The following is a 19,611-nucleotide window of genomic DNA, read 5'->3' as shown; positions in this document are numbered from 1 at the left end:
ACGAACATGAGCCCCGTTCTTGCTGGTGTTCTCCAGCTCCTCGCGCTGATCGTCGCGCTCGGCCTGGCCTACCGGCCGCTGGGCGACCACATGGCCCGGGTCTACTCCTCGGACAAGCACCTGCGGGTCGAGAAGTGGATCTACAAGGGCATCGGCGCCGACCCGAACACGGAGATGCGTTGGCCCGCCTATCTCCGCGGCGTCCTCGCGTTCTCCGCGGTGAGCGTCCTCTTCCTCCACCTGCTCCAGCGGGTGCAGGGATCGCTGCCCGGATCGCTCGGCTTCGCCTCGATCGACCCGGACCAGGCGTTCAACACGGCCGCCTCCTTCGTGACCAACACCAACTGGCAGTCGTACTACGGCGAGCAGGCCATGGGCCACGTCGTCCAGACCGGCGGCCTGGCGGTGCAGAACTTCGTCTCGGCGGCGGTCGGTATCGCCGTCGCGGTCGCGCTCGTCCGCGGCTTCGCCCGGTCCCGCACCGGTGAGCTGGGCAACTTCTGGGCCGACCTGGTCCGCGGAGTCGTACGCATCCTGCTGCCGATCTCCGTGATCGGCGCCCTCGTCCTGGTCGCCTGCGGTGTCATCCAGAACTTCTCCGGCGTTCACGAGGTCGGTCAGTTCATGGGTGGCTCGCAGCAGTGGAACGGCGGCGCGGTCGCCTCGCAGGAGGTCATCAAGCAGCTGGGTACGAACGGCGGCGGCTACTTCAACGCCAACTCGGCCCACCCCTTCGAGAACCCCAACGGAATATCCAACCTCTTCGAGATCTTCCTGATCCTCGTCATCCCCTTCGCGCTGACCCGCACCTTCGGCCGCATGGTCGGCTCGCCCAAGCAGGGCTACGCGATCCTGGCGACGACGGCCACCATCTGGCTCGGCTTCACCGCGCTGATGATGTGGACCGAGTTCCACCACGGCGGACCGGCCTTCGACCTCGCCGGCGGCGCCATGGAGGGCAAGGAGACCCGGTTCGGTATTGGCGGCTCGTCGATCTTCGCCGTGGCCACCACGCTGACCTCCACGGGCGCGGTGAACTCCTTCCACTCCTCGTACACCGGCTTCGGCGGCGGCATCACCATGCTGGGCATGCAGCTCGGCGAGATCGCGCCCGGCGGTGTGGGCTCCGGCCTCTACGGCATGCTGATCATGGCGATCATCGCGGTGTTCATCGCCGGTCTGATGGTCGGCCGCACGCCCGAGTACCTGGGCAAGAAGATCGGCACCCGCGAGATCAAGTTCGCGGCATGCTACATCCTCGTCACCCCGGCGCTCGTGCTCTGCTTCACCGCCGCGGCCATGGCCCTGGACACCCCGGCCCACTCGATGACGAACAGCGGCGCGCACGGATTCTCCGAGATCCTCTACGCCTACACCTCCGGAGCCAACAACAACGGCTCCGCGTTCGCCGGCCTGAACGCCGACACCCAGTGGTTCAACTCGACGATCGGCATCGTGATGCTGCTCGGCCGGTTCCTGCCGATGGTGTTCGTCCTCGCGCTGGCCGGTTCGCTCGCCGAGCAGCATCCCGTTCCCGAGACCGCGGGCACGCTGCGGACGGAGAAGCCGCTGTTCACCGGCCTCCTCGTCGGCACGATCATGATCATCACCGGTCTGACCTACTTCCCGGCCCTGGCCCTTGGCCCGCTCGCCGAAGGGCTCGCGGCATGACCATCGACGTAAAGAAGCACGAGGACGCCGTGGACCGGACGTCTACCGCCACTCCGGCGAAGGCGCCGCACGGCGACCTGTCCCGGGGACATCAGCCGGCCGGACGTGTCGGCGGGGGTCTCTTCGACCCCAAGCAGCTGGTCACCTCCTTCCCGGACGCGATCAAGAAGCTCGACCCGCGCGTGATGGTCAAGTCGCCGGTCATGTTCGTGGTCCTGATCGGCTCGGTGGTCACCACCGTCCTGGCCGCCAAGAACCCGGGGGACTGGTTCGGTTGGGCCATCGCCGCGTGGCTGTGGCTGACCACGATCTTCGCCAACCTGGCGGAGGCGGTCGCCGAGGGGCGCGGCAAGGCGCAGGCCGACACGCTCCGCAAGGCAAAGACCGACACGGTCGCCCGCCGCCTCGCCAGGACGGGCGAGGAGCAGGTCCCGGGCAACGAACTGCGCATCGGCGACCTGGTGATCTGCGAAGCCGGCGACATCATCCCCGGCGACGGTGACGTCGTCGATGGCGTCGCGAGCGTCGACGAGTCCGCCATCACCGGCGAATCGGCCCCGGTCATCCGGGAGTCCGGCGGCGACCGGTCGGCCGTGACCGGCGGTACGAAGGTGCTGTCGGACCGTATCGTCGTCAAGATCACGACCAAGCCGGGCGAGACCTTCATCGACCGGATGATCAACCTGGTCGAGGGCGCCGCCCGGCAGAAGACCCCGAACGAGATCGCCCTCAACATCCTGCTGGCGTCCCTCACCATCGTGTTCCTGCTCGCCGTCGTCACGCTGAAGCCGTTCGCGGTCTACGCGGGCGCCGACCGGCAGACCTCGATGATCGTCCTGACCGCGCTCCTGGTCTGCCTCATCCCGACCACGATCGGCGCCCTGCTCTCCGCGATCGGCATCGCGGGCATGGACCGGCTCGTGCAGCGCAACGTGCTTGCGATGTCCGGCCGCGCCGTGGAGGCCGCCGGCGACGTCTCCACGCTGCTCCTCGACAAGACGGGCACCATCACGCTGGGCAACCGGCAGGCTTCCGAGTTCGTTCCGGTCAGGGGCACCACCGAGGCGGAGCTGGCGGACGCCGCCCAGCTCTCCTCGCTCGCGGACGAGACGCCCGAGGGCCGCTCGATCGTGGTCCTCGCCAAGGAGAAGTACGGCCTGCGCGAGCGCCACCAGGGCGAACTCGCACACGCCGAGTGGATCGCCTTCACCGCCCAGACCCGTATGTCGGGCGTGGACGTCGACGGCCGTAAGGTCCGCAAGGGCGCGACCGGTTCGGTCGTGGCCTGGGTGAAGGAGCGGGGTGGAAAGGTCTCCGAGGACGCCCAGGCGCTCACGGACCGGATCTCCGAGGACGGCGGTACGCCGCTGCTCGTGGCGGTGGAGGACGACAGGGGGGCGCGCGTCCTGGGCGTCATCCACCTGAAGGACGTGGTGAAGGAGGGCATGCGGGAGCGGTTCGACGAGCTGCGCCGCATGGGCATCAAGACGATCATGATCACGGGTGACAACCCGCTGACCGCGAAGGCCATCGCCGAGGAGGCGGGTGTCGACGACTTCCTCGCCGAGGCCACCCCCGAGGACAAGATGGCCCTCATCAAGCGCGAGCAGGCCGGCGGCAAGCTGGTCGCGATGACCGGCGACGGTACGAACGACGCGCCCGCGCTCGCACAGGCGGACGTGGGCGTCGCGATGAACACGGGCACGTCGGCCGCGAAGGAGGCCGGCAACATGGTCGACCTCGACTCCGACCCGACCAAGCTCATCGAGATCGTCGAGATCGGCAAGCAACTCCTCATCACCCGGGGCGCGCTCACCACCTTCTCGATCGCCAACGACGTGGCCAAGTACTTCGCGATCATCCCCGCGATGTTCGCGGTGGCCTACCCCTCGCTCGACAAGCTCAACATCATGCGCCTCGCCTCGCCCGAGTCCGCGATCCTGTCCGCCGTCGTCTTCAACGCGCTGATCATCATCGCGCTCGTCCCGCTCGCCCTGCAGGGTGTGCGCTACCGGCCGACGAGCGCGGACAGGATGCTCCGCCGGAACCTCGGGATCTACGGTCTCGGCGGCCTGGTCGCGCCGTTCATCGGCATCAAGGTCATCGACCTTCTTCTCTCCCTCATCCCCGGAATCGGCTGATCATGAACAACTCCGTAGGAAACGCAGGCCGCCTGCTCTGGGCGGGCCTGCGCGCCCTCCTCGTCCTGACCGTGGTGACGGGCGTGCTCTACCCGCTCGCCGTCACGGGCCTCGCGCAGGTCGCGTTCGACGACAAGGCCAACGGCTCCGAAATCAAGGCCGACGGCAGGGTCGTCGGCTCCGAACTCATCGGCCAGACCTACAGCCTGCCGCTCGAGGAAGGCCAGGAGACGGCCGCGCCGGATCTGAAGTGGTTCCAGCCGCGCCCCTCCAACGGCCTGGGCTCCAACAGCGTCAACACCCAGTACAAGCTGATCCTATCCGGCGCCACGAACCGATCGGGCGACAACGAGGACCTGATCCGGTGGGTCACGGACGCCAAGGCCGCCGTCGTCAAGGACAACTCGACCGCCGACCACAAGGTCAGGCCCGAGGACGTGCCGGCCGAGGCCGTCACCTCCTCCGGCTCCGGCCTGGACCCGCACATCTCCCCGGAGTACGCCGAGCTCCAGGTACCCCGTGTCGCCGAGCAGAACAACCTCGACGCCAAGCGGGTCGAGAAGCTCGTCGCCGACCACACCGACGGCCGGATCCTCGGCTTCATCGGTGAGCCCCGCGTCAACGTCCTCCAGCTCAACATCGCGCTCAAGGCCCTGGTGACCAAGGGCTGATGGCGGCGACGGCCACCGGGACAGCGCGTTCTGGTTCGCCTGCGCGTGCTGCCCCGGCGGCGCGCTGGAACGGCTGGCCCCCGGCACGGCGGCAGAGTGCCCGTGCCCGAGGCGCTGTCCGTCGTACGGGAGGTGTTCGCGGGCCTGGACCACGCGCACCGGGTCGAGCTGCCGGCCGCACGACTGGCGGACGGTGCCGAGGCCACGGCCCGGGGGCAGGGTGCACCGCGACGTGAAGCCCGCCGACATCCTCGCGCTGCGCGAGCCGGTCGTACGGATCGCGGACCGAGACCCCACGATCCCGCCCCGGCTCGCCGCCGTCATCGACGCGGCCCTGGTCGACACCCCGCGCGTCGGGATCAGGACGGCGGAGGAGCCGGCTCGGGCCCTGGAGGAGATCACGTAGGCCCCGCTCACCCGCCGGGAGTCCTGCACACGCGCCCCGCCGACTCGCGTCGTGAACCCCGTGCGGCCCAGCGGCTCCACCGCCTGTTCGGTGTACGCCACCGCGCGCAGGGCCGTGTCGTGCGCGGCCCGCGCGCGCTTGCGCGCCCAGGAGGCGTCGATCTGCGAGAGCAGCATGTCGATCTTGGCGCCACCGATGTACAGGTAGTAGCGGACCGACACATCGGTTCCCCCTCGCGGGGGAGCGGATGCCACCCGTCGAACCTGCCCCGAAATCGGGGTACTTGAAGTCGGAGGCGGCCGGTGGCGCGCCGGCCGGACCCGTGGGCCGGACACCGGGCGGGCGCTCGAGTCTGTCCTGAGGCCATCGCGCGGGGCATACTGGCTTCACGATGACGAACCGATCCGCGCCCCGGCGCCACCTGTCCACCAGCCCCTTCGCGGCTCCCGTCGATCCCGTGATCAAGGAGTTCGCCGTCGGTGACCGCGTCTCCCACGATCGTCACGGCCTCGGGAAGATCATTGGCCAGGAGCCGACGGGTGCGCTCCTCGTCGACTTCGGAGCCACCCAGGTCCGCGTCCTCAGCCCGTACAAGGGGATGCACAAGCTCTGACCGCCCGCTCCCTCGGATCCGCCCCCGGTGCCACGCGCCAGGGGCGGTCGTCTTTTCCGTGCCTACGATGGCCCCATGTCAGAACGCGAGGGACCCTCAACAGCGAGTGTTGTGCATCAGCGCACACCCGGCGCTCCCGAGCTCGCCGCCGCGGCCGGCGTGTTCGCGCTGCTCGCGGACCCGACCCGACTGCACCTGGTGTGGCTCCTGACGCGCGGGGAGTCGGACGTGAGCGCCCTCGCCGAGGCGTGCGGCGCGGCCCGGCCCGCGGTGAGCCAGCACCTGGCCAAGCTCCGTCTCGGCGGACTCGTCCAGCACCGCAAGGACGGCCGGCGGGTGGTGTACACGCTGCCCGACGGACATATGAGGCGTCTCGTCGTCGAAGCGATCAGTCACGCCGATCACCAGGTGACCGGGGAGCCCTGGCACGACTGACGGGCCGCCCGCCCCCGCTTCGCCCGGTCGTGGATTCAACATGTGCGCAAGCATGCACGCGTCAGTTACGGTGGTGTCCACCCCGTAGCCGAACGAGGGCGTGTTTCATGCTGTCCGTGCTGCGCAACCGCACCTACCGCCGTCTGTTCACCGCCCAGGTCGTCGCCCTGGCCGGCACGGGACTCGCGACGGTCGCCCTGAGCCTGCTCGCGTACGACCTCGCGGGGGCCGACGCCTCCGCCGTCCTGGGGACCGCCCTTGCGATCAAGATGGTCGCGTACGTCGGCATCGCCCCGCTGATCAGCGCCTTCGCCGACCGAATACCCCGGCGCGCGCTCCTGGTCACCATGGATCTCACGCGCGCCGCGGCCGCCCTGGCGCTGCCCTTCGTCACCGAGGTCTGGCAGGTCTACGTCCTGATCCTGCTGCTCCAAGCGGCCTCCGCCGCCTTCACCCCGACCTTCCAGGCCACGATCCCCGACGTCCTGCCCGACGAGCGCGAGTACACCCGGGCCCTTTCCCTGTCCCGGCTCGCCTACGACCTGGAGAACCTCTTCAGCCCGGCGCTCGCCGCCGCCCTGCTGACCCTCGTCTCCTCCGGCCTGCTCTTCACCGGCACCGCCGTGGGCTTCCTCGCCTCCGCCGCCCTGGTCGCCTCGGTCCTGCTCCCCAAGCCGGAACCCGTCGAGCGGACCGGCGGCCCGTACGCCAGGGCCGCCTTCGGCATCCGGCTCTTCCTGGCCACCCCGCGCCTCCGGGCCCTCCTCGCCCTCGATCTGGTCGTCGCCGCGGGCGGAGCGATGGTCCTCGTCAACACCGTCGTCCTGGTCCGCGAGGTCCTCGGCCGCCCGGTCGGCGACGTCACCCTCGCCCTCGGCGCGTACGGAGCAGGCTCCATGGCCGTGGCGCTGCTGCTGCCACCGCTCCTGGACCGGGTCGGCGACCGCGCGGTGCTGCTCCCCGCCTCCTTCGTGACGGCCGGGACCCTGGCCCTCCTCCCGGCCGGTCTCGCGGCGGGCCCGGACTCCTGGTCCTGGCCCGCCCTGCTCACCGCCTGGCTGCTCCTCGGAGCCGCGGGATCCGCGGTCCTGACCCCCGGCGGACGGCTGCTGCGCCGCTCGGCGGGCGGCGGAGACCTGCCCGCCGTCTTCGCGGCCCGGTTCTCCCTCGCCCACGGCTGCTGGCTGCTCACCTACCCGCTCGCCGGGTGGACCGCCGCGCGCGTCGGGCTCGCGGCCGCCGCCGGCGCGCTGAGCGCCCTCGCCCTCCTCGCGGCCGTCGCCGCCGTACGCCTCTGGCCGCGTACCGACCCCGACGAGCTGGAACACGTCCACGCGGAGCTGGCGCCGGACCATCCGCACCTTGCCGGTGCGGGCCGGCGCCACGCCCACGACTACCGCATCGACGCCCTCCACCCCAGGTGGCCCGCCCCGGTGCTCACCGCGCGGTCCCGGGGGCGGGGAAACGCAGCGTGAGCAGCTGGAAGGGCCGCAGCGCGAGCCGGAGCGCGCCGTCCGCCACGGTGACGGTCCCGGTCGGGGCGTCGTCGAGCGGACGCTCCAGCAGGTCGCACACCGTGACCCCGCCGAGGTCGAGGTCGGTGGTGAGCCGGGCGCGGACCCGGCCGCCCCGCGACTCGTAGAGCCGCACGACCACGTCGCCGCTGCGGTCGTCGGCGAGCTTCACGGCGCTGACCACGACGGCGTCGTCGTCCAGGGCGACCAGCGGGACGACGTCCGCGTCCCCGGGCACCCGGCGCTCCGGCAGGTTGACGCGGTAGCCCTCGCGGACGGCGTCCCCGACGGAGGCGCCGGGCACCAGGGCGTGGTGGAAGCGGTGCACGCCCTGGTCGGTGTGCGGGTCCGGGAAGCGCGGGGCCCGAAGCAGCGACACCCGTACCGTCGTCGTGGTGCCGCCGTCCTCGGCCCGTACGGAACGGGTCACGTCGTGCCCGTACGTGGACGCCGTCACCAGGGCGACACCCCAGCCGGGTTCCTCGAAGTGGACGAAGCGGTGGTTGCACGCCTCGAACTTGGCCGCCTCCCAGCTCGTGTTGGTGTGCGTCGGGCGGTGCAGATGGCCGAACTGGGTCTCGGCGGCATAGCGGTCGGCGTGGAGGTCCAGCGGGAACGCCGCCTTGAGGAACTTCTCCGTCTCGTGCCAGTCGACCTCGGTCTCCAGATCGAGCCGCTTCGCTCCCGCCGCCAGCGTCAGGGTCTGCACCGCCCTGGACGCCCCGAACGTACGCGTCACGCGCACGGACACGGCCTGCGGCGTCTCGGTGGCCACCGTCACCTCGTCGGCGCCCGTCAGATCCGTCACCGTGTTCCGGTAGAACTGGTCGACGTCCCAGGCGTCCCACATGTTCGGGAAGTCGGGATGGATCTGCAGAAGGTTGGCGGCCGCGCCCGGCGCGATCGTCTCCCGTCCCTCGGCGAGATCGACCACCGACACCACCAGTCCGCGCTCGTCCACCACCACCCGCAGCAGCCCGTTGCCGAGGACGAACCCGCCGCCCGGCCGCCCCTCCACCGTGCAGCCGCCGCCGGGCGCGACGACCCTGCGGCCCCCGCCCGCCGGAACGCCTGCCCGCTCGTGCGGAGCCGCGTTGAAGACCACCTCGCCACCGGCCACCGAGTCGCCGGCGAGCACCCCCTGCGCCCGGCCGATGATGCCGTGCAGCTCCTCCGCCACCGCCGCGTACGTCCGCTCCGCCTCACGGTGCACCCAGGCGATCGAGGAACCCGGCAGGATGTCGTGGAACTGGTGCAGCAGCACCGTCTTCCAGATCCGGTCCAACTCCTCGTACGGATACGGCACTCCGGACCGCACGGTGGCCGTGGCGGCCCACAGCTCCGCCTCGCGCAACAGGTTCTCGCTCGCCCGGTTGCCCTGCTTGGTCCGCGCCTGGCTCGTCAGCGTCGCCCGGTGCAGCTCCAGATACAACTCGCCCACCCAGACCGGCGGATGCGGGTACTCGGCCTCGGCCTTCGCGAAGAACTCCGCCGGCCGCTCCCAGCGCACCCGCGCCGAACCCTCCAGGTTCCGCAGCCGGGCCGCCTTCGCGATCATCTCGCGCGTCGTGCCGCCACCGCCGTCGCCCCAGCCGGTCGGCGCGATCGAATGCCGCGCCCGCCCCTTGTCCTTGAAGTTGCGGACGGCATGGGCGATCTCCTTGCCCTTCATCGAGCAGTTGTAGGTGTCGATCGGCGGGAAATGCGTGAAGATCCGTGTCCCGTCGATGCCCTCCCAGAGGAAGGTGTGATGCGGGAACGTGTTGACCTGGCTCCACGAGATCTTCTGCGTCAGCAGCCACTTGGACCCGGCCGCCTTGATGATCTGCGGCAGTCCGCCCGCGAATCCGAAGGTGTCCGGCAGCCACGCCTCCTCGTTCTCGACGCCGAACTCGTCCAGGAAGAACCGCTTGCCGTGCACGAACTGACGGGCCATCGCCTCCGAGCCCGGCATGTTCGTGTCCGACTCCACCCACATGCCCCCGGCCGGCACGAACCGGCCCTCCGCGACCGCCTTCTTGACCCGCGCGTACACCTCCGGCCGGTGCTCCTTGATCCACGCGTACTGCTGCGCCTGCGACATCGTGTAGACGAAGTCCGGCTCGTCCTCCAGAAGCGCGGTCATGTTGGCGGTGGTCCGCGCCACCTTGCGTACCGTCTCGCGCAGCGGCCACAGCCAGGCCGAGTCGATATGGGCATGGCCGACCGCGCTGATCCGGTGCGCCGACGGCTCGGCCGGCGACGCGAGCACCCCGGCCAGCTCCTCGCGCGCAGCGGCCGCCGTCGCGTTCACGTCCTGGAGGTCGATCGCGTCCAGGGCCCGCTCGATCGCCCGCAGGATGTCCCAGCGACGGGCGCCCTCCACGGGGAGCTCCGCCATCAGCTCGCCGAGCACCTCCAGATCGATCACCAGCTGCCACACCGTCTCGTCGAAGACGGCCAGATCCATCCGTTCCAGCTTGTACTGCGGCCGGTCGCCCGCCGTCTCCTTGTCCCCGAGCTCGGTCGGCAGGAAGGGGTGGTAGTCGAGAATCACGGGGTTTGACGCCGCCTCGACATGCAGCAGCACCTCTTCGCCGCCGGCCGCCGGGGCGGCGATCCGCACCCACTGGTTGCGGGGGTTGAGCCCCTTCACCGGCGAACCGTCGGGTCGGTAGACCAGGCCCTCGCACTGGAACCCCGGCATGTTCGCGTCGAAGCCGAGGTCGATCAGCGCCTCGACCGTCCGTCCCGCCCAGGCCGCCGGCACCGTGCCGGAGACGGTGAGCCAGCTCGTACCCCAGGGCGCTCCCCAGGCGTCGCCGACGGCGATCGGGGTCCGTGGCGCGGCGATCCCCTCGGCCACCGGCACCGGTTCGTCGGGAGCGGTCCAGATCCCCACCTCCAGGGGCACCGACTCCGGGTGGATCGCCGGCCGGATGCGCTCGTCGAGGACGCGCCGGAGACGGGACTCGATCAGGGTGCGGTCGTCATGCATGGCAGTCGCTCCATCACGTAAGAGTTAGGCGTTCAGGCCCGGCCGACGTCGTCGACGGTGACCGTCTCGGTGATCCCGCGTGCGGTGAGATGATCGCGGTCGGAGGCCCGCGACGCCAGTACGGCGGTGGGTCGCGCGCCGTCCGCCGCCAGCCGCATGAACGCCTCGAAGAACGCCCCGCCGGGGCCGCACGTCGACCGTTTCGGCGCGTCGTCGGGCAGATCGAGGACCAGGGCCGTCGTCCGCGTGCGGGGACGGTGAGCCCGCGTACGGAGCTCCGCCACGGTCTCGGCGAGCGCCCGCCCGGCCGGCTTCACCTCCCGGTCGGTGGTCAACAGGCCCAGGCTGTACTCCAGTTCGGGGAAGTCGGCGAGCGAGCGGTCGACGTCGTGCGAGCACCACCAGGTGATGCCCCAGAGGTCCGGGCAGTCGAGCGCGGCGTTCACCGTCGTACGGGTGAAGGCGGCGGCCCGGTCGGCGGTGATGTGCGGGGCGGGCGCCCCGACCTCCTGCAGCCACACCGGCCGCTCCGGGTCGTCGGCCCATGCCTTCGACAGCTCGATCAGGTATGCGGCGTGCTGTCCCGTCGCCACGGAGTCGGCGCCGTAGCGCTGCGCTGTGCCGTTGAAGACCCAGGAGTGCACGGCCGTCACCGCGCCGATCCGGGCCGCGTGGGCGGGCGTGAACGGATGGTCGTCGAGGTACCAGGCGGCGTCGTACTCCGCGTGCAGATGCAGCCGGCCCGGGGCGCCCCGCTCGCACGCCGCCAGCATGCGGCGCAGCCAGCTCTCCGCCTGAGCCGGTGAGATCCGGTCCGGATCGGGGTGCGGATCACCCGAGAACTGGTTGATCTCGTTGCCGAGCGTCATGCCGAGGAAGGCGGGGCGGTCGGCCAGGGCAGCGGCGAGGGTGCGCAGATAGGCGGCCTGGCCGTCGAGCACCTCGGGGTCGGTGAACATGTTGCGCCGGTGCCAGGTCAGTGTCCACGAGGGCCGGAAGTCGAAGCTGGACAGATGGCCCTGCAGTCCGTCGACGGCCACGTCGAGTCCGCGCTCCGCCGCCGCGTCGACGAGCCCCACCAGCTGCTCGACCGCGCGCGGGCGGATCAGGGTGCGGTTCGGCTGGAAGACGGGCCACAGCGGGAAGACCCGGACGTGGTCCAGGCCGAGGGCGGCGATCGAGTCCAGATCGGCGCGGACGGCGTCGAGGTCGAAGTCGAGCCAGTGGTGGAACCAGCCCCTGCTCGGGGTGTAGTTGACGCCGAAGCGCGGGGTGCGGACGTGCGGGGCGTCGAGCGGCGGAGGCATGCTCGGCATGGGATCCTTTCCGGAGGTCATCCCTTGATGGCGCCTTCCTCGACGCCCTTGAAGAAGAACCGCTGGAGCGCGGCGAACACCGCGACGATCGGCAGAAAGGCGATCATGGTGCCGGCCGCGATCAGCCGGGGGTTGGCGGTGAACGTTCCATCGAGGTACTGCAGCCCGACGGTCAGGGTGTAGTGCTCGGGGTCGTTGAGGACGATCAGCGGCCACAGGAAGTCGTCCCAGGCGCCGATGAAAGTGAAGATCACGACGACGCTCAGCATGCCCCGCACGTTCGGCAGGCCCACGTGCAGCAGGCGTTGCCATACGGAGGCGCCGTCGACGAGCGCCGCCGCGTCGAGTTCGGGCGGCACGGCCTGGAAGGCGGTGTACATCAGCAGCACGTTCAGCATGGCGATCGCCCCGGGCAGCGCCACCCCGAGGAGGGTGTCGGTCAGGCCCATGCTCCGCACGGTCACGTACTGGGAGACGATCGTGACCTCGCCGGGCAGCACCAGGGTGGCGAGGAACAGACCGAGAACCAGCCGTACGCCGCGGAACCGCAGCCGGGACAGTGCGAACCCGGCGAGGGTGGCGCCCACGACGTTGCCGGCCACGGAGATCGCCGCCACGATCAGCGAGTTCAGGGCGTACGTCCACACCGGGATGGTGTCGGCGACCTGGGCGTAGTTGGACAACGTCCAGTCCCGCGGCAGGAAGTCCGGCGTACGGGAGTACACGTCCTCGCCGGGCCCCTTGAGCGATGTGGACAGCTGCCACAGGAACGGGCCGATCGTGAGCAGCAGGACGACGGTCAGGAGCAGATAGCGTGCCGCCTTCGCGGCCGGGGCGGGCGTACCGAATCCCCGTGCGGGCATGTCAGGCCGCCTTCCGGTTGAGCCGTGCCAGGAGCAGCATCGGGCCGACGGTGATGACGAAGAGCAGCAGGCTGAGGGCGGAGGCGTAGCCGATGTGCCCGGTGAAGCCGCGGCTGTACATCTGGATGAGCATCACCACCGACATGTCCCGGCCGCCGGGGCCGCCCGTGCCGTGGGACAGGACGTACAGCTCCGAGAAGACCCGGAGGGCGGAGACGGATATCAGGACGGAGACCAGCATCATCGTGGTCCGTACGCCGGGCAGGGTGACGTGCCAGAACCGGCGTACGGCGGAGGCCCCGTCGACGGCGGCGGCCTCGTGCAGCTCGCGGCCGACGTTCCCGAGCGCGGACAGGTAGATGACCATGTAGTAGCCGAGGCCCTTCCAGACCGTGAGGCCGATGGCGCTGAAGAGCAGCAGCCAGCGGTCGGTGAGGAAGTCGACCGGTCGATCGGCCAGGCCGAGCTGTCCGAGCAGGCCGTTGAGCAGTCCCCGGTCGTCCAGGACCCATCCCCAGATCAGCGCGACCACGACGGCGGAGGCGACGACCGGGGTGTAGAACGCGGTACGGAAGAAGGTGATGCCCGGGAGCTTCTTCTCCACCAGGAGGGCGAGGAGCAGCGGCAGCAGGGTCAGCAGCGGCAGACAGATGAGCAGATAGACGATGCTGTTGATCAGCGCGTCGGTCAGCTGCTCGTCGTTCAAAGCGCGTTCGTAGTTGGCGAGACCGGTGAAACGGCCGCCGCCCAGCGGCTTGGCGTTGGTGAACGACAGGATCACCGTGTTCACGGCGGGCCACAGGTTGAAGACGGCGAGCCAGACCACGGCCGGTCCGGCGAGCAGCCACGGGGTGAACCAGCGCCGGTGTGTCATCGGGTGCCTTCCGGGAAGGGGGAGCGGCGCCGGGGGAAGGCGGCGCCGCTCCTCGGATCAGTCCTTCAGCATCTGGTCGGCGCGGGCGACCGCCGTGTCCAGCGCTTCCTTGGAGCCGGCCTGGCCGCTCAGGGCGAGGGCGATCTGCTGGTTGATCACCGTCTTGATCGCGTCGTTGGCCTGGACGGGCTCGAGCATCGTGGCCTGGGCGAGCGAGGTGAACGCCGTGACCTTGGCGTCCCCGGCGTTGGTGCCGTCGCTCTTGCTGAAGAAGGGGTCCGCGGCCGACGCCTTCGTCGACGGGAAGATGCTGGTGAGCCGGGCGAAGGCGGCCTGGTTCTCGGCGTTGGTCACCCAGCGGGCGAGCGCCAGCGCGGTGGCACGGTTCTTGGTGCCCTTCGAGACCGAGAGGCCCTGGACGTACAGCGGCGGGGTGCCGATGGCGGGGGAGGAGACCACCTTGGGGGCGAGGCTCGGATTGTCGGTGGCCAGCGAGGTGATGTAGTTGCCGCCGGCGGTCGTCCAGGCGGCCGTCCCGGAGCTGAACAGCTTGGTGTTGCCCGCGTACGTCTCGGTCAGGACGTCCCTGGGCAGCAGCCCCTCCTTGAAGGCGCCGCGGTAGGTGTCGAGGACCGCGGCGGCCTCGGGGGTGTTGAAGGTGAAGCGCGTGCCGTCGTCGGACATGAGCTTCACCCCGGCGTTGGCGAAGTCCATGAGGCCGGGCTTGCGGCTCATCAGGTAGACCGAGCCGTTGGACTTCTGCTTGACGGACCTCGCCGCCGTGATCAGCTCGTCCAGGGTGGCCGGGGGCTTCTTCGGATCCAGGCCGTACTGGCTGAGCAGCGCCGAGTTCCAGTAGTTGACGTCGGTGTTGAGGTACCAGGGGTAGCCGTACGTACCGTCCTGCCCGGCGAAGCGGTAGGCGGCCGTGCCGCCGGCGACGTAGTCCGTGTCGAGCTTGGGGTCGGCCTTCGCCACGTCGAGCAGCATGTTCCGCTTCACCAGCGGCAGCGCGAAGTCCGGGGGCAGGTTGACCACGTCGGGCAGCGTGCCGCCGGCCGCCTGGCTGAGCACCTTCTCGGAGTAGCCGTCACCGGGCTGGTCGAGCCACTCGACCTCGACACCCGGGTGCTCCTTCTCGAAGGCGCCGATGACGCCCTCCATGTACGCGGTGAACTTCGGCTTCAGGGCCCAGGTCTGGAGCGAGACCTTGCCCTTCACCTCGCCGCCTGCCGCCGTGCCCGTGTCGTCGGAGCCGTTCGGGTCGCCGAGGCCGCAGCCGGCGAGCGTGGCCGCGGCGACCGCGGCAACGGCCGCCCGCATCCATTGGCTTGTTCGCATGTGAGAGGTCTCCCGGTCTGTTCTGGCGGAGGAGGCAGAGCTACTAAACCGGTCTAGCGATGGGGGACTATGCTCCCGCTACACTCCGCTGTCAAGACAGTGCGCGAGGGCGGAACCTGCGCGAGGACGGAGAGGGGCGCTGCGTGGCCAGACCGACGATCGCCGACATCGCCCGCCGGGCCGGGGTGTCCAAGGGCGCGGTGTCCTTCGCGCTCAACGGCCGTCCGGGAGTGAGCGAGGCGACCCGGGAGCGCATCCTGCAGGTGGCCGAGGAGATGAACTGGCGGCCGCACAGCGCCGCGCGGGCCCTGGGCGGGGCACGGGCGGGCGCGGTCGGCCTCGTCCTCGCCCGCCCGGCGCGGACCATCGGCCTGGAGCCGTTCTTCGGCCATCTGCTGAGCGGACTGCAGGCCGGCCTCTCGGTGCGCGGCACGGCCCTGAACCTGCTGGTCGTCGAGGACACCGCGGCAGAGATCGAGGTCTACCGGCGCTGGACCTCGGAGCACCGGGTGGACGGCTTCGTCCTGGTCGACCTCCAGGTCCGCGACCCGCGGATCCCCGTCCTGGAGGAGCTCGGCGTCCCCACGACGGTCATCGGCGGGCCCGGCCGGCACGGCAGTCTGCCCAGCGTCTGGGCGGACGACCGCGAGGCGATGGTGTCGATCGTCGACTACCTCGCGGCCCTCGGGCACCGCCGGATCGCGCACCTGGCCGGCCTGCCGGCCTTCCAGCACACCCAGCGCCGCATCCGGGCCGTGCGGGACAGCGCCCGGCGGCTCGGCCTGACCGAGGCCGTCTCGCTGCCCACCGACTTCAGCGACGCGGAGGGCGCCGCCGCCACCCGGGCGCTGCTCGCCCGGCCCCAGCGGCCGACGGCGATCATCTACGACAGCGACGTGATGGCGGTCGCCGGGCTCGGCGTGGCCTCCGAGATGGGCGTGGCCGTGCCCGGCGAGCTGTCGATCGTCTCCTTCGACGACTCCGCGCTCGCCCGCATCGTCCACCCCGCGCTCACCGCCCTCTCCCGCGACACCTTCGCCCTCGGCGAGCAGGTCGCGCGGGAACTGCTCGCGCTCGTCGACGACCCGGCGTCGGCGCGCGACGTCAAGAACCCGACGCCGCGCCTGACGGTCCGTGAGAGCACGGCGCCACCGGCTCTTGACCCCGCCAACTAAAGCCGTTTAGCCTCCCGGGGCGAGACGGCACCGACCGCTGTCCCGGCCCGTCGCCCGTGCCACGGGCCCGGCCGGGCCGCCGCCCCGCCCGCGCCGCAGCCCTCCCGTACCGCCGCACCTCCCGTACGCCCAGCACCCCCACCCTCCCGCTGGACCCCGGAGCAACGGATGAGACGACACCTTCCCCTTCTGCCGATCGCGGCCCTGATCGCCGCCGTGCTCGGCCTCGCCCCCTCGGCCCCCGCCCAGGCATCGCCCCGCCCCGCACCCCTCGCCGCGGGCGACCAGCCCTACGCCTCGTACTGGCACCCGAACACCCTCCTGAACTGGGATCCGGCCACCGACCCCGACGCGCGGTTCAACCGCTCCCGGGTCCCCCTGCGGCCGCGCGTCTCCGACCCCGCGCTCAAGGCCAACGCCAACGCCCGCACCGGCGAGGGAAAGATCGCGTCCCTGGTCTCCTTCGGCCACACCTCGAACAACCCCTCGCAGGGCTCCACCAACCCGCACTACTACGCCTTCGGTCACTGGCAGTACATCGACAAGCTGGTCTTCTGGGGCGGCTCCGCGAGCGAGGGCCTGATCCTCGCCCCCAACGCGACCGTCATCGACGCCGCCCACCGCAACGGTGTGAAGGTCTACGGCACCGTCTTCTTCCCGCCCACCGCCTACGGCGGTCAGATCCAGTGGGTGCGCGACTTCGCGAAGAAGACCGGCTCCACCTACCCCGTCGCCGACAAGCTGGCCCAGGTCGCGCAGTACTACGGCTTCGACGGCTGGTTCATCAACCAGGAGACGGCCGGCGGGGACGCGGCCCTCGCCACCGAACTGCGCAACGAGATGCGCTACGCCCGCTCCCTCGGCCCGGTCGAGTTCATGTGGTACGACGCGATGACCGAGTCCGGCGCGGTCAGCTGGCAGGACGCCCTCACCTCCGCCAACGACTCCTTCCTGCAGGAGGGTTCGCTGCGGACGTCCGACTCGATGTTCCTGGACTTCGGCTGGAGCGCCTCCGGGCTCGGCTCCTCCCGTACCCTCGCCCGGAACCTCGGCCGCAGCGAGTACGAGCTGTACTCCGGCATCGACACCGAGGCCAACGGATACAACACGTCCGTCCCCTGGGCCTCGGTCTTCCCCGCCGGGCAGCCGCACGTCACCTCGCTCGGCATCTACCGGCCCGAGTGGACCTTCACCTCGTCGGCGAACCGCGCCGACTCCCATGCCCGCGAGGCGCGCTACTGGGACGGCGCCAACGGCGACCCGTCCGACACCACGACCACCTCGGCCTGGAAGGGCCTCGCACACTACGTCCCCGAGTCCTCGCCGGTCACCGCCAAGCCCTTCGTCACCTCGTTCGGCGCGGGCCAGGGAGACTTCTTCCACTCGGGCGGCGTACGGGTCGCGTCGACCGGCTGGAACAACCTCTCGCTCCAGGACGTGCCGCCGACCTACCGCTGGCTGGTCAGCTCCACCGGCTCCCGGCTCACCCCGTCGATCGACTTCACCGACGCCTACGAGGGCGGCTCCGCGCTGCGACTGAGCGGCACCCTCGACGCCGTCAACACCGTCCGGCTGTACCAGACGAAGCTGCCGGTCGCCGCCGACACCAAGCTGTCCGTCGTCGTGAAGACCCCGGCCGCCGGACCCACCCGCCTCAAGGCAGCGGTCTCCTTCACCGACGCGCCGACCACCTTCACCACCCTCGACCTCGGCTCCACCGGCACGACCGGCTGGGAGCGCAAGACCCTCGACCTGTCCGCCTTCGCCGGCCGGACCATCGCCCAGATCGGACTGCAGGCCGCGGGCTCCGTCGCCTCGTACGACGTGAAGGTCGGCCAGCTCGCCGTCTACGACGGGGCCGTGGACACGGCGGCCGCGCCGACCGCGGTCACCGTGCTCGGCACCACCGAAGTGAGCCCCACGCGCAAGTCGCTGCGCCTGTCCTGGACGGCCTCGGCCGCCGGCTCCGTCCACCACTACGAGGTGTACCGGCGCAACACCGACGGCACCCGCACCTTCCTCGGCGCCACCCCCAACGACGCCCTGTTCGTGCCGCAGCTCGACCGGATCGGCTCGGAGACCGCGACGACACTCGACGTCGAGGCGGTCTCCACGGAGTACGGCCGTTCGCCGGCCGCCACCACCACCGTCGGCTGGTCCGCCTCGACCGGGTCCAACCTGGCGCTCAACCGCCCCGCGACCGCCTCCGGCCAGTGCAACGCGACCGAGACCCCGGCCAAGGCCGTCAACGGGACCGTCTCCGGCGGCAACGGCGACAAGTGGTGCACCACCACCGCCGCCAAGTGGCTGGAGGTCGACCTCGGTTCGGTCCGTACGCTGGACCGCCTCGTCGTGAAGCACGCGGCCGCGGGTGGCGAGAGCGCCTCCTGGAACACCCGGGACTTCACCCTGAAGGTCCGCGGCTCGACCGCCGACCCGTGGACCACCGCCGCCACCGTCACCGGCAACACGGCGGCCACCACCACCCACCCGGTCGCCACCACGGCGCGCTACGTCCGCCTGGAGATCACCCGGCCGACGCAGACGACCGATCCCGCCGCCCGCGTCTACGAGCTGGAGGCCTGGGGGACCTGACCGGGCGGCGCCTCAGCGCACCCGGGGGAGACCCGTCACGCTCATCACGAGCGAGTAGAGCGAGGTCGTGGCCGTGATGAACAGACGGTTGTTCTTCGGCCCGCCGAAGGCGATGTTGGAGACGGGTTCGGGCACGCGCAGTCGCCCGATGAGGGTGCCGTCCGGGTCGTAGCAGTGCACGCCGTCGTGCAGCGCGGCCGCCCACAGCCGCCCTTGGTCGTCGAAGCGGATGTTGTCGAAGCCGCCGTCTGCGCGCTCCGCGAAGACCTTGCCGTCGGAGAGCGTGCCGTCCTCGTGGACGTCGAAGACGCGGATGTGGCGGGCGCGGGTGTCGGCGACGTACATCTGCCGCTCGTCGGGGGAGAAGACGATTCCGTTCGGGCCGCCGAAGCCGTCGGCGACCCGGCGGACCCCGCCCGTCACCGGGTCGATCCGGTACGCGTCGCAGCTGCCGATCTCGCTCTCGGCGCGGTGACCCTCGTAGTCGCTCGTGATGCCGAAGTCGGGATCGGTGAACCAGACCGAGCCGTCGGAGCGCACGACGGCGTCGTTCGGACTGTTGAACCGGCTGCCCTCGAAGCGGTCTGCCAGGACGGTGACCCGGCCGTCGTGCCCGGTCCTGGTGACCCGGCGGTTGCCCTGCTCGCAGCTGATCAGCCGGCCCTCGCGGTCGAGGGTGTTGCCGTTGACGTGTCCCGCGGGGGAGCGGAAGACGCCGATCGCGCCCGTCGTCTCGTCCCAGCGGAGCAGCCGGTCGTTGGGGATGTCGCTCCAGATCAGCTGCCGCCAGGCGGGCAGATAGAGCGGGCCCTCGGCCCAGCGGCAGTCGGAGTGAAGCCGTTCGAGGCGGATGTCGCCGTTCGCGCACCGTCCGGTGCGGAAGCGCTCGTCCAGAACCTCGTACAGACCGTCGACCAGCTCGCCGGACATGACCCACCCCTGTTCCCTGTTGTCTGAATGATATTCGGATCGATGTGAGTATGACAGGACGAGGTATGGTTCCGGCATGGACATGGTGG

General features: G+C 70.8%; 15 protein-coding genes. 9 read left to right on the top strand and 6 right to left on the bottom strand.

Features of this window, described 5'->3' with window-relative positions; all coding sequences use genetic code 11:
* Positions 1–6: 6 nt before the first annotated feature.
* The 7 genes from kdpA to ABZ939_RS23085 all read left to right on the top strand — a co-directional run bounded on the left by kdpA (position 7) and on the right by ABZ939_RS23085 (position 7,412).
* Complete coding sequence (gene kdpA / locus ABZ939_RS23115) at positions 7–1,671, top strand: potassium-transporting ATPase subunit KdpA (protein WP_361858239.1); 1,665 nt, start codon at positions 7–9, stop codon at positions 1,669–1,671.
* Entirely contained in the window at positions 1,668–3,812 is a 2,145-nt protein-coding gene (gene kdpB / locus ABZ939_RS23110; protein WP_361858236.1) for a potassium-transporting ATPase subunit KdpB, read from the top strand. The genes kdpA and kdpB overlap by 4 nt, the downstream gene beginning before the upstream one ends.
* 2 nt (positions 3,813–3,814) lie before the next feature.
* Entirely contained in the window at positions 3,815–4,483 is a 669-nt protein-coding gene (locus ABZ939_RS23105) for a potassium-transporting ATPase subunit C (RefSeq protein ID WP_361858233.1), read from the top strand.
* Positions 4,484–4,715: 232 nt separating this feature from the next.
* Positions 4,716–4,889: a hypothetical protein gene (locus tag ABZ939_RS23100; protein ID WP_361858230.1), complete on the top strand. Its 174-nt coding sequence runs from the start codon at positions 4,716–4,718 to the stop codon at positions 4,887–4,889.
* 391 nt (positions 4,890–5,280) lie between these two features.
* Entirely contained in the window at positions 5,281–5,502 is a 222-nt protein-coding gene (locus ABZ939_RS23095) for a hypothetical protein (protein ID WP_329123581.1), read from the top strand.
* A 75-nt stretch (positions 5,503–5,577) separates the two neighbouring features.
* Positions 5,578–5,937 carry a metalloregulator ArsR/SmtB family transcription factor gene (locus ABZ939_RS23090; protein ID WP_361858227.1) on the top strand — a complete coding sequence of 120 codons (360 nt, stop codon included), beginning with the start codon at positions 5,578–5,580 and terminating at the stop codon, positions 5,935–5,937.
* 107 nt (positions 5,938–6,044) lie between these two features.
* Positions 6,045–7,412: an MFS transporter gene (locus ABZ939_RS23085; RefSeq protein ID WP_361858224.1), complete on the top strand. Its 1,368-nt coding sequence runs from the start codon at positions 6,045–6,047 to the stop codon at positions 7,410–7,412.
* On the opposite strand, the gene ABZ939_RS23080 is transcribed toward ABZ939_RS23085, so the two are convergent.
* From ABZ939_RS23080 to ABZ939_RS23060, 5 genes are read right to left on the bottom strand one after another with little or no spacing between them, the layout of a single operon-like run.
* Complete coding sequence (locus ABZ939_RS23080) at positions 7,375–10,428, bottom strand: glycoside hydrolase family 38 C-terminal domain-containing protein (RefSeq protein WP_361858221.1); 3,054 nt, start codon at positions 10,426–10,428, stop codon at positions 7,375–7,377. The genes ABZ939_RS23085 and ABZ939_RS23080 overlap by 38 nt on opposite strands.
* Positions 10,429–10,460: 32 nt before the next feature.
* The gene (locus ABZ939_RS23075; protein ID WP_361858563.1) at positions 10,461–11,735 is read right to left on the bottom strand and encodes a glycosyl hydrolase; all 1,275 of its coding nucleotides are present in this window, start codon (positions 11,733–11,735) and stop codon (positions 10,461–10,463) included.
* Positions 11,736–11,761: 26 nt separating this feature from the next.
* Entirely contained in the window at positions 11,762–12,607 is an 846-nt protein-coding gene (locus ABZ939_RS23070; RefSeq protein ID WP_361858219.1) for a carbohydrate ABC transporter permease, read from the bottom strand.
* 1 nt (position 12,608) lies between these two features.
* Positions 12,609–13,481 carry a sugar ABC transporter permease gene (locus tag ABZ939_RS23065; protein WP_361858216.1) on the bottom strand — a complete coding sequence of 291 codons (873 nt, stop codon included), beginning with the start codon at positions 13,479–13,481 and terminating at the stop codon, positions 12,609–12,611.
* 57 nt (positions 13,482–13,538) lie between these two features.
* Positions 13,539–14,822: a sugar ABC transporter substrate-binding protein gene (locus ABZ939_RS23060; RefSeq protein ID WP_361858213.1), complete on the bottom strand. Its 1,284-nt coding sequence runs from the start codon at positions 14,820–14,822 to the stop codon at positions 13,539–13,541.
* Between the two features lie 143 nt (positions 14,823–14,965).
* Here ABZ939_RS23060 and ABZ939_RS23055 point away from each other — a divergent pair, with 143 nt between their 5' ends.
* Positions 14,966–15,997, top strand: coding sequence for a LacI family DNA-binding transcriptional regulator (locus ABZ939_RS23055; RefSeq protein ID WP_361858210.1), 1,032 nt, complete (start codon positions 14,966–14,968; stop codon positions 15,995–15,997).
* 168 nt (positions 15,998–16,165) lie between these two features.
* On the top strand, positions 16,166–18,592 hold the full coding sequence (locus ABZ939_RS23050; RefSeq protein WP_361858207.1) for a discoidin domain-containing protein: 2,427 nt from the start codon (positions 16,166–16,168) through the stop codon (positions 18,590–18,592).
* A gap of 12 nt (positions 18,593–18,604) precedes the next feature.
* Here the strand turns inward: ABZ939_RS23050 and ABZ939_RS23045 are convergent, their stop codons facing one another.
* Positions 18,605–19,522 carry an SMP-30/gluconolactonase/LRE family protein gene (locus ABZ939_RS23045; protein ID WP_361858204.1) on the bottom strand — a complete coding sequence of 306 codons (918 nt, stop codon included), beginning with the start codon at positions 19,520–19,522 and terminating at the stop codon, positions 18,605–18,607.
* Positions 19,523–19,611: the final 89 nt, after the last annotated feature.

This window comes from Streptomyces sp. NPDC046712, assembly GCF_040645695.1.
Taxonomy (GTDB): domain Bacteria; phylum Actinomycetota; class Actinomycetes; order Streptomycetales; family Streptomycetaceae; genus Streptomyces.
The sequence above is the reverse complement of the archived record's forward strand: the minus strand, read 5'-3'. Positions and strand labels throughout refer to the sequence as shown.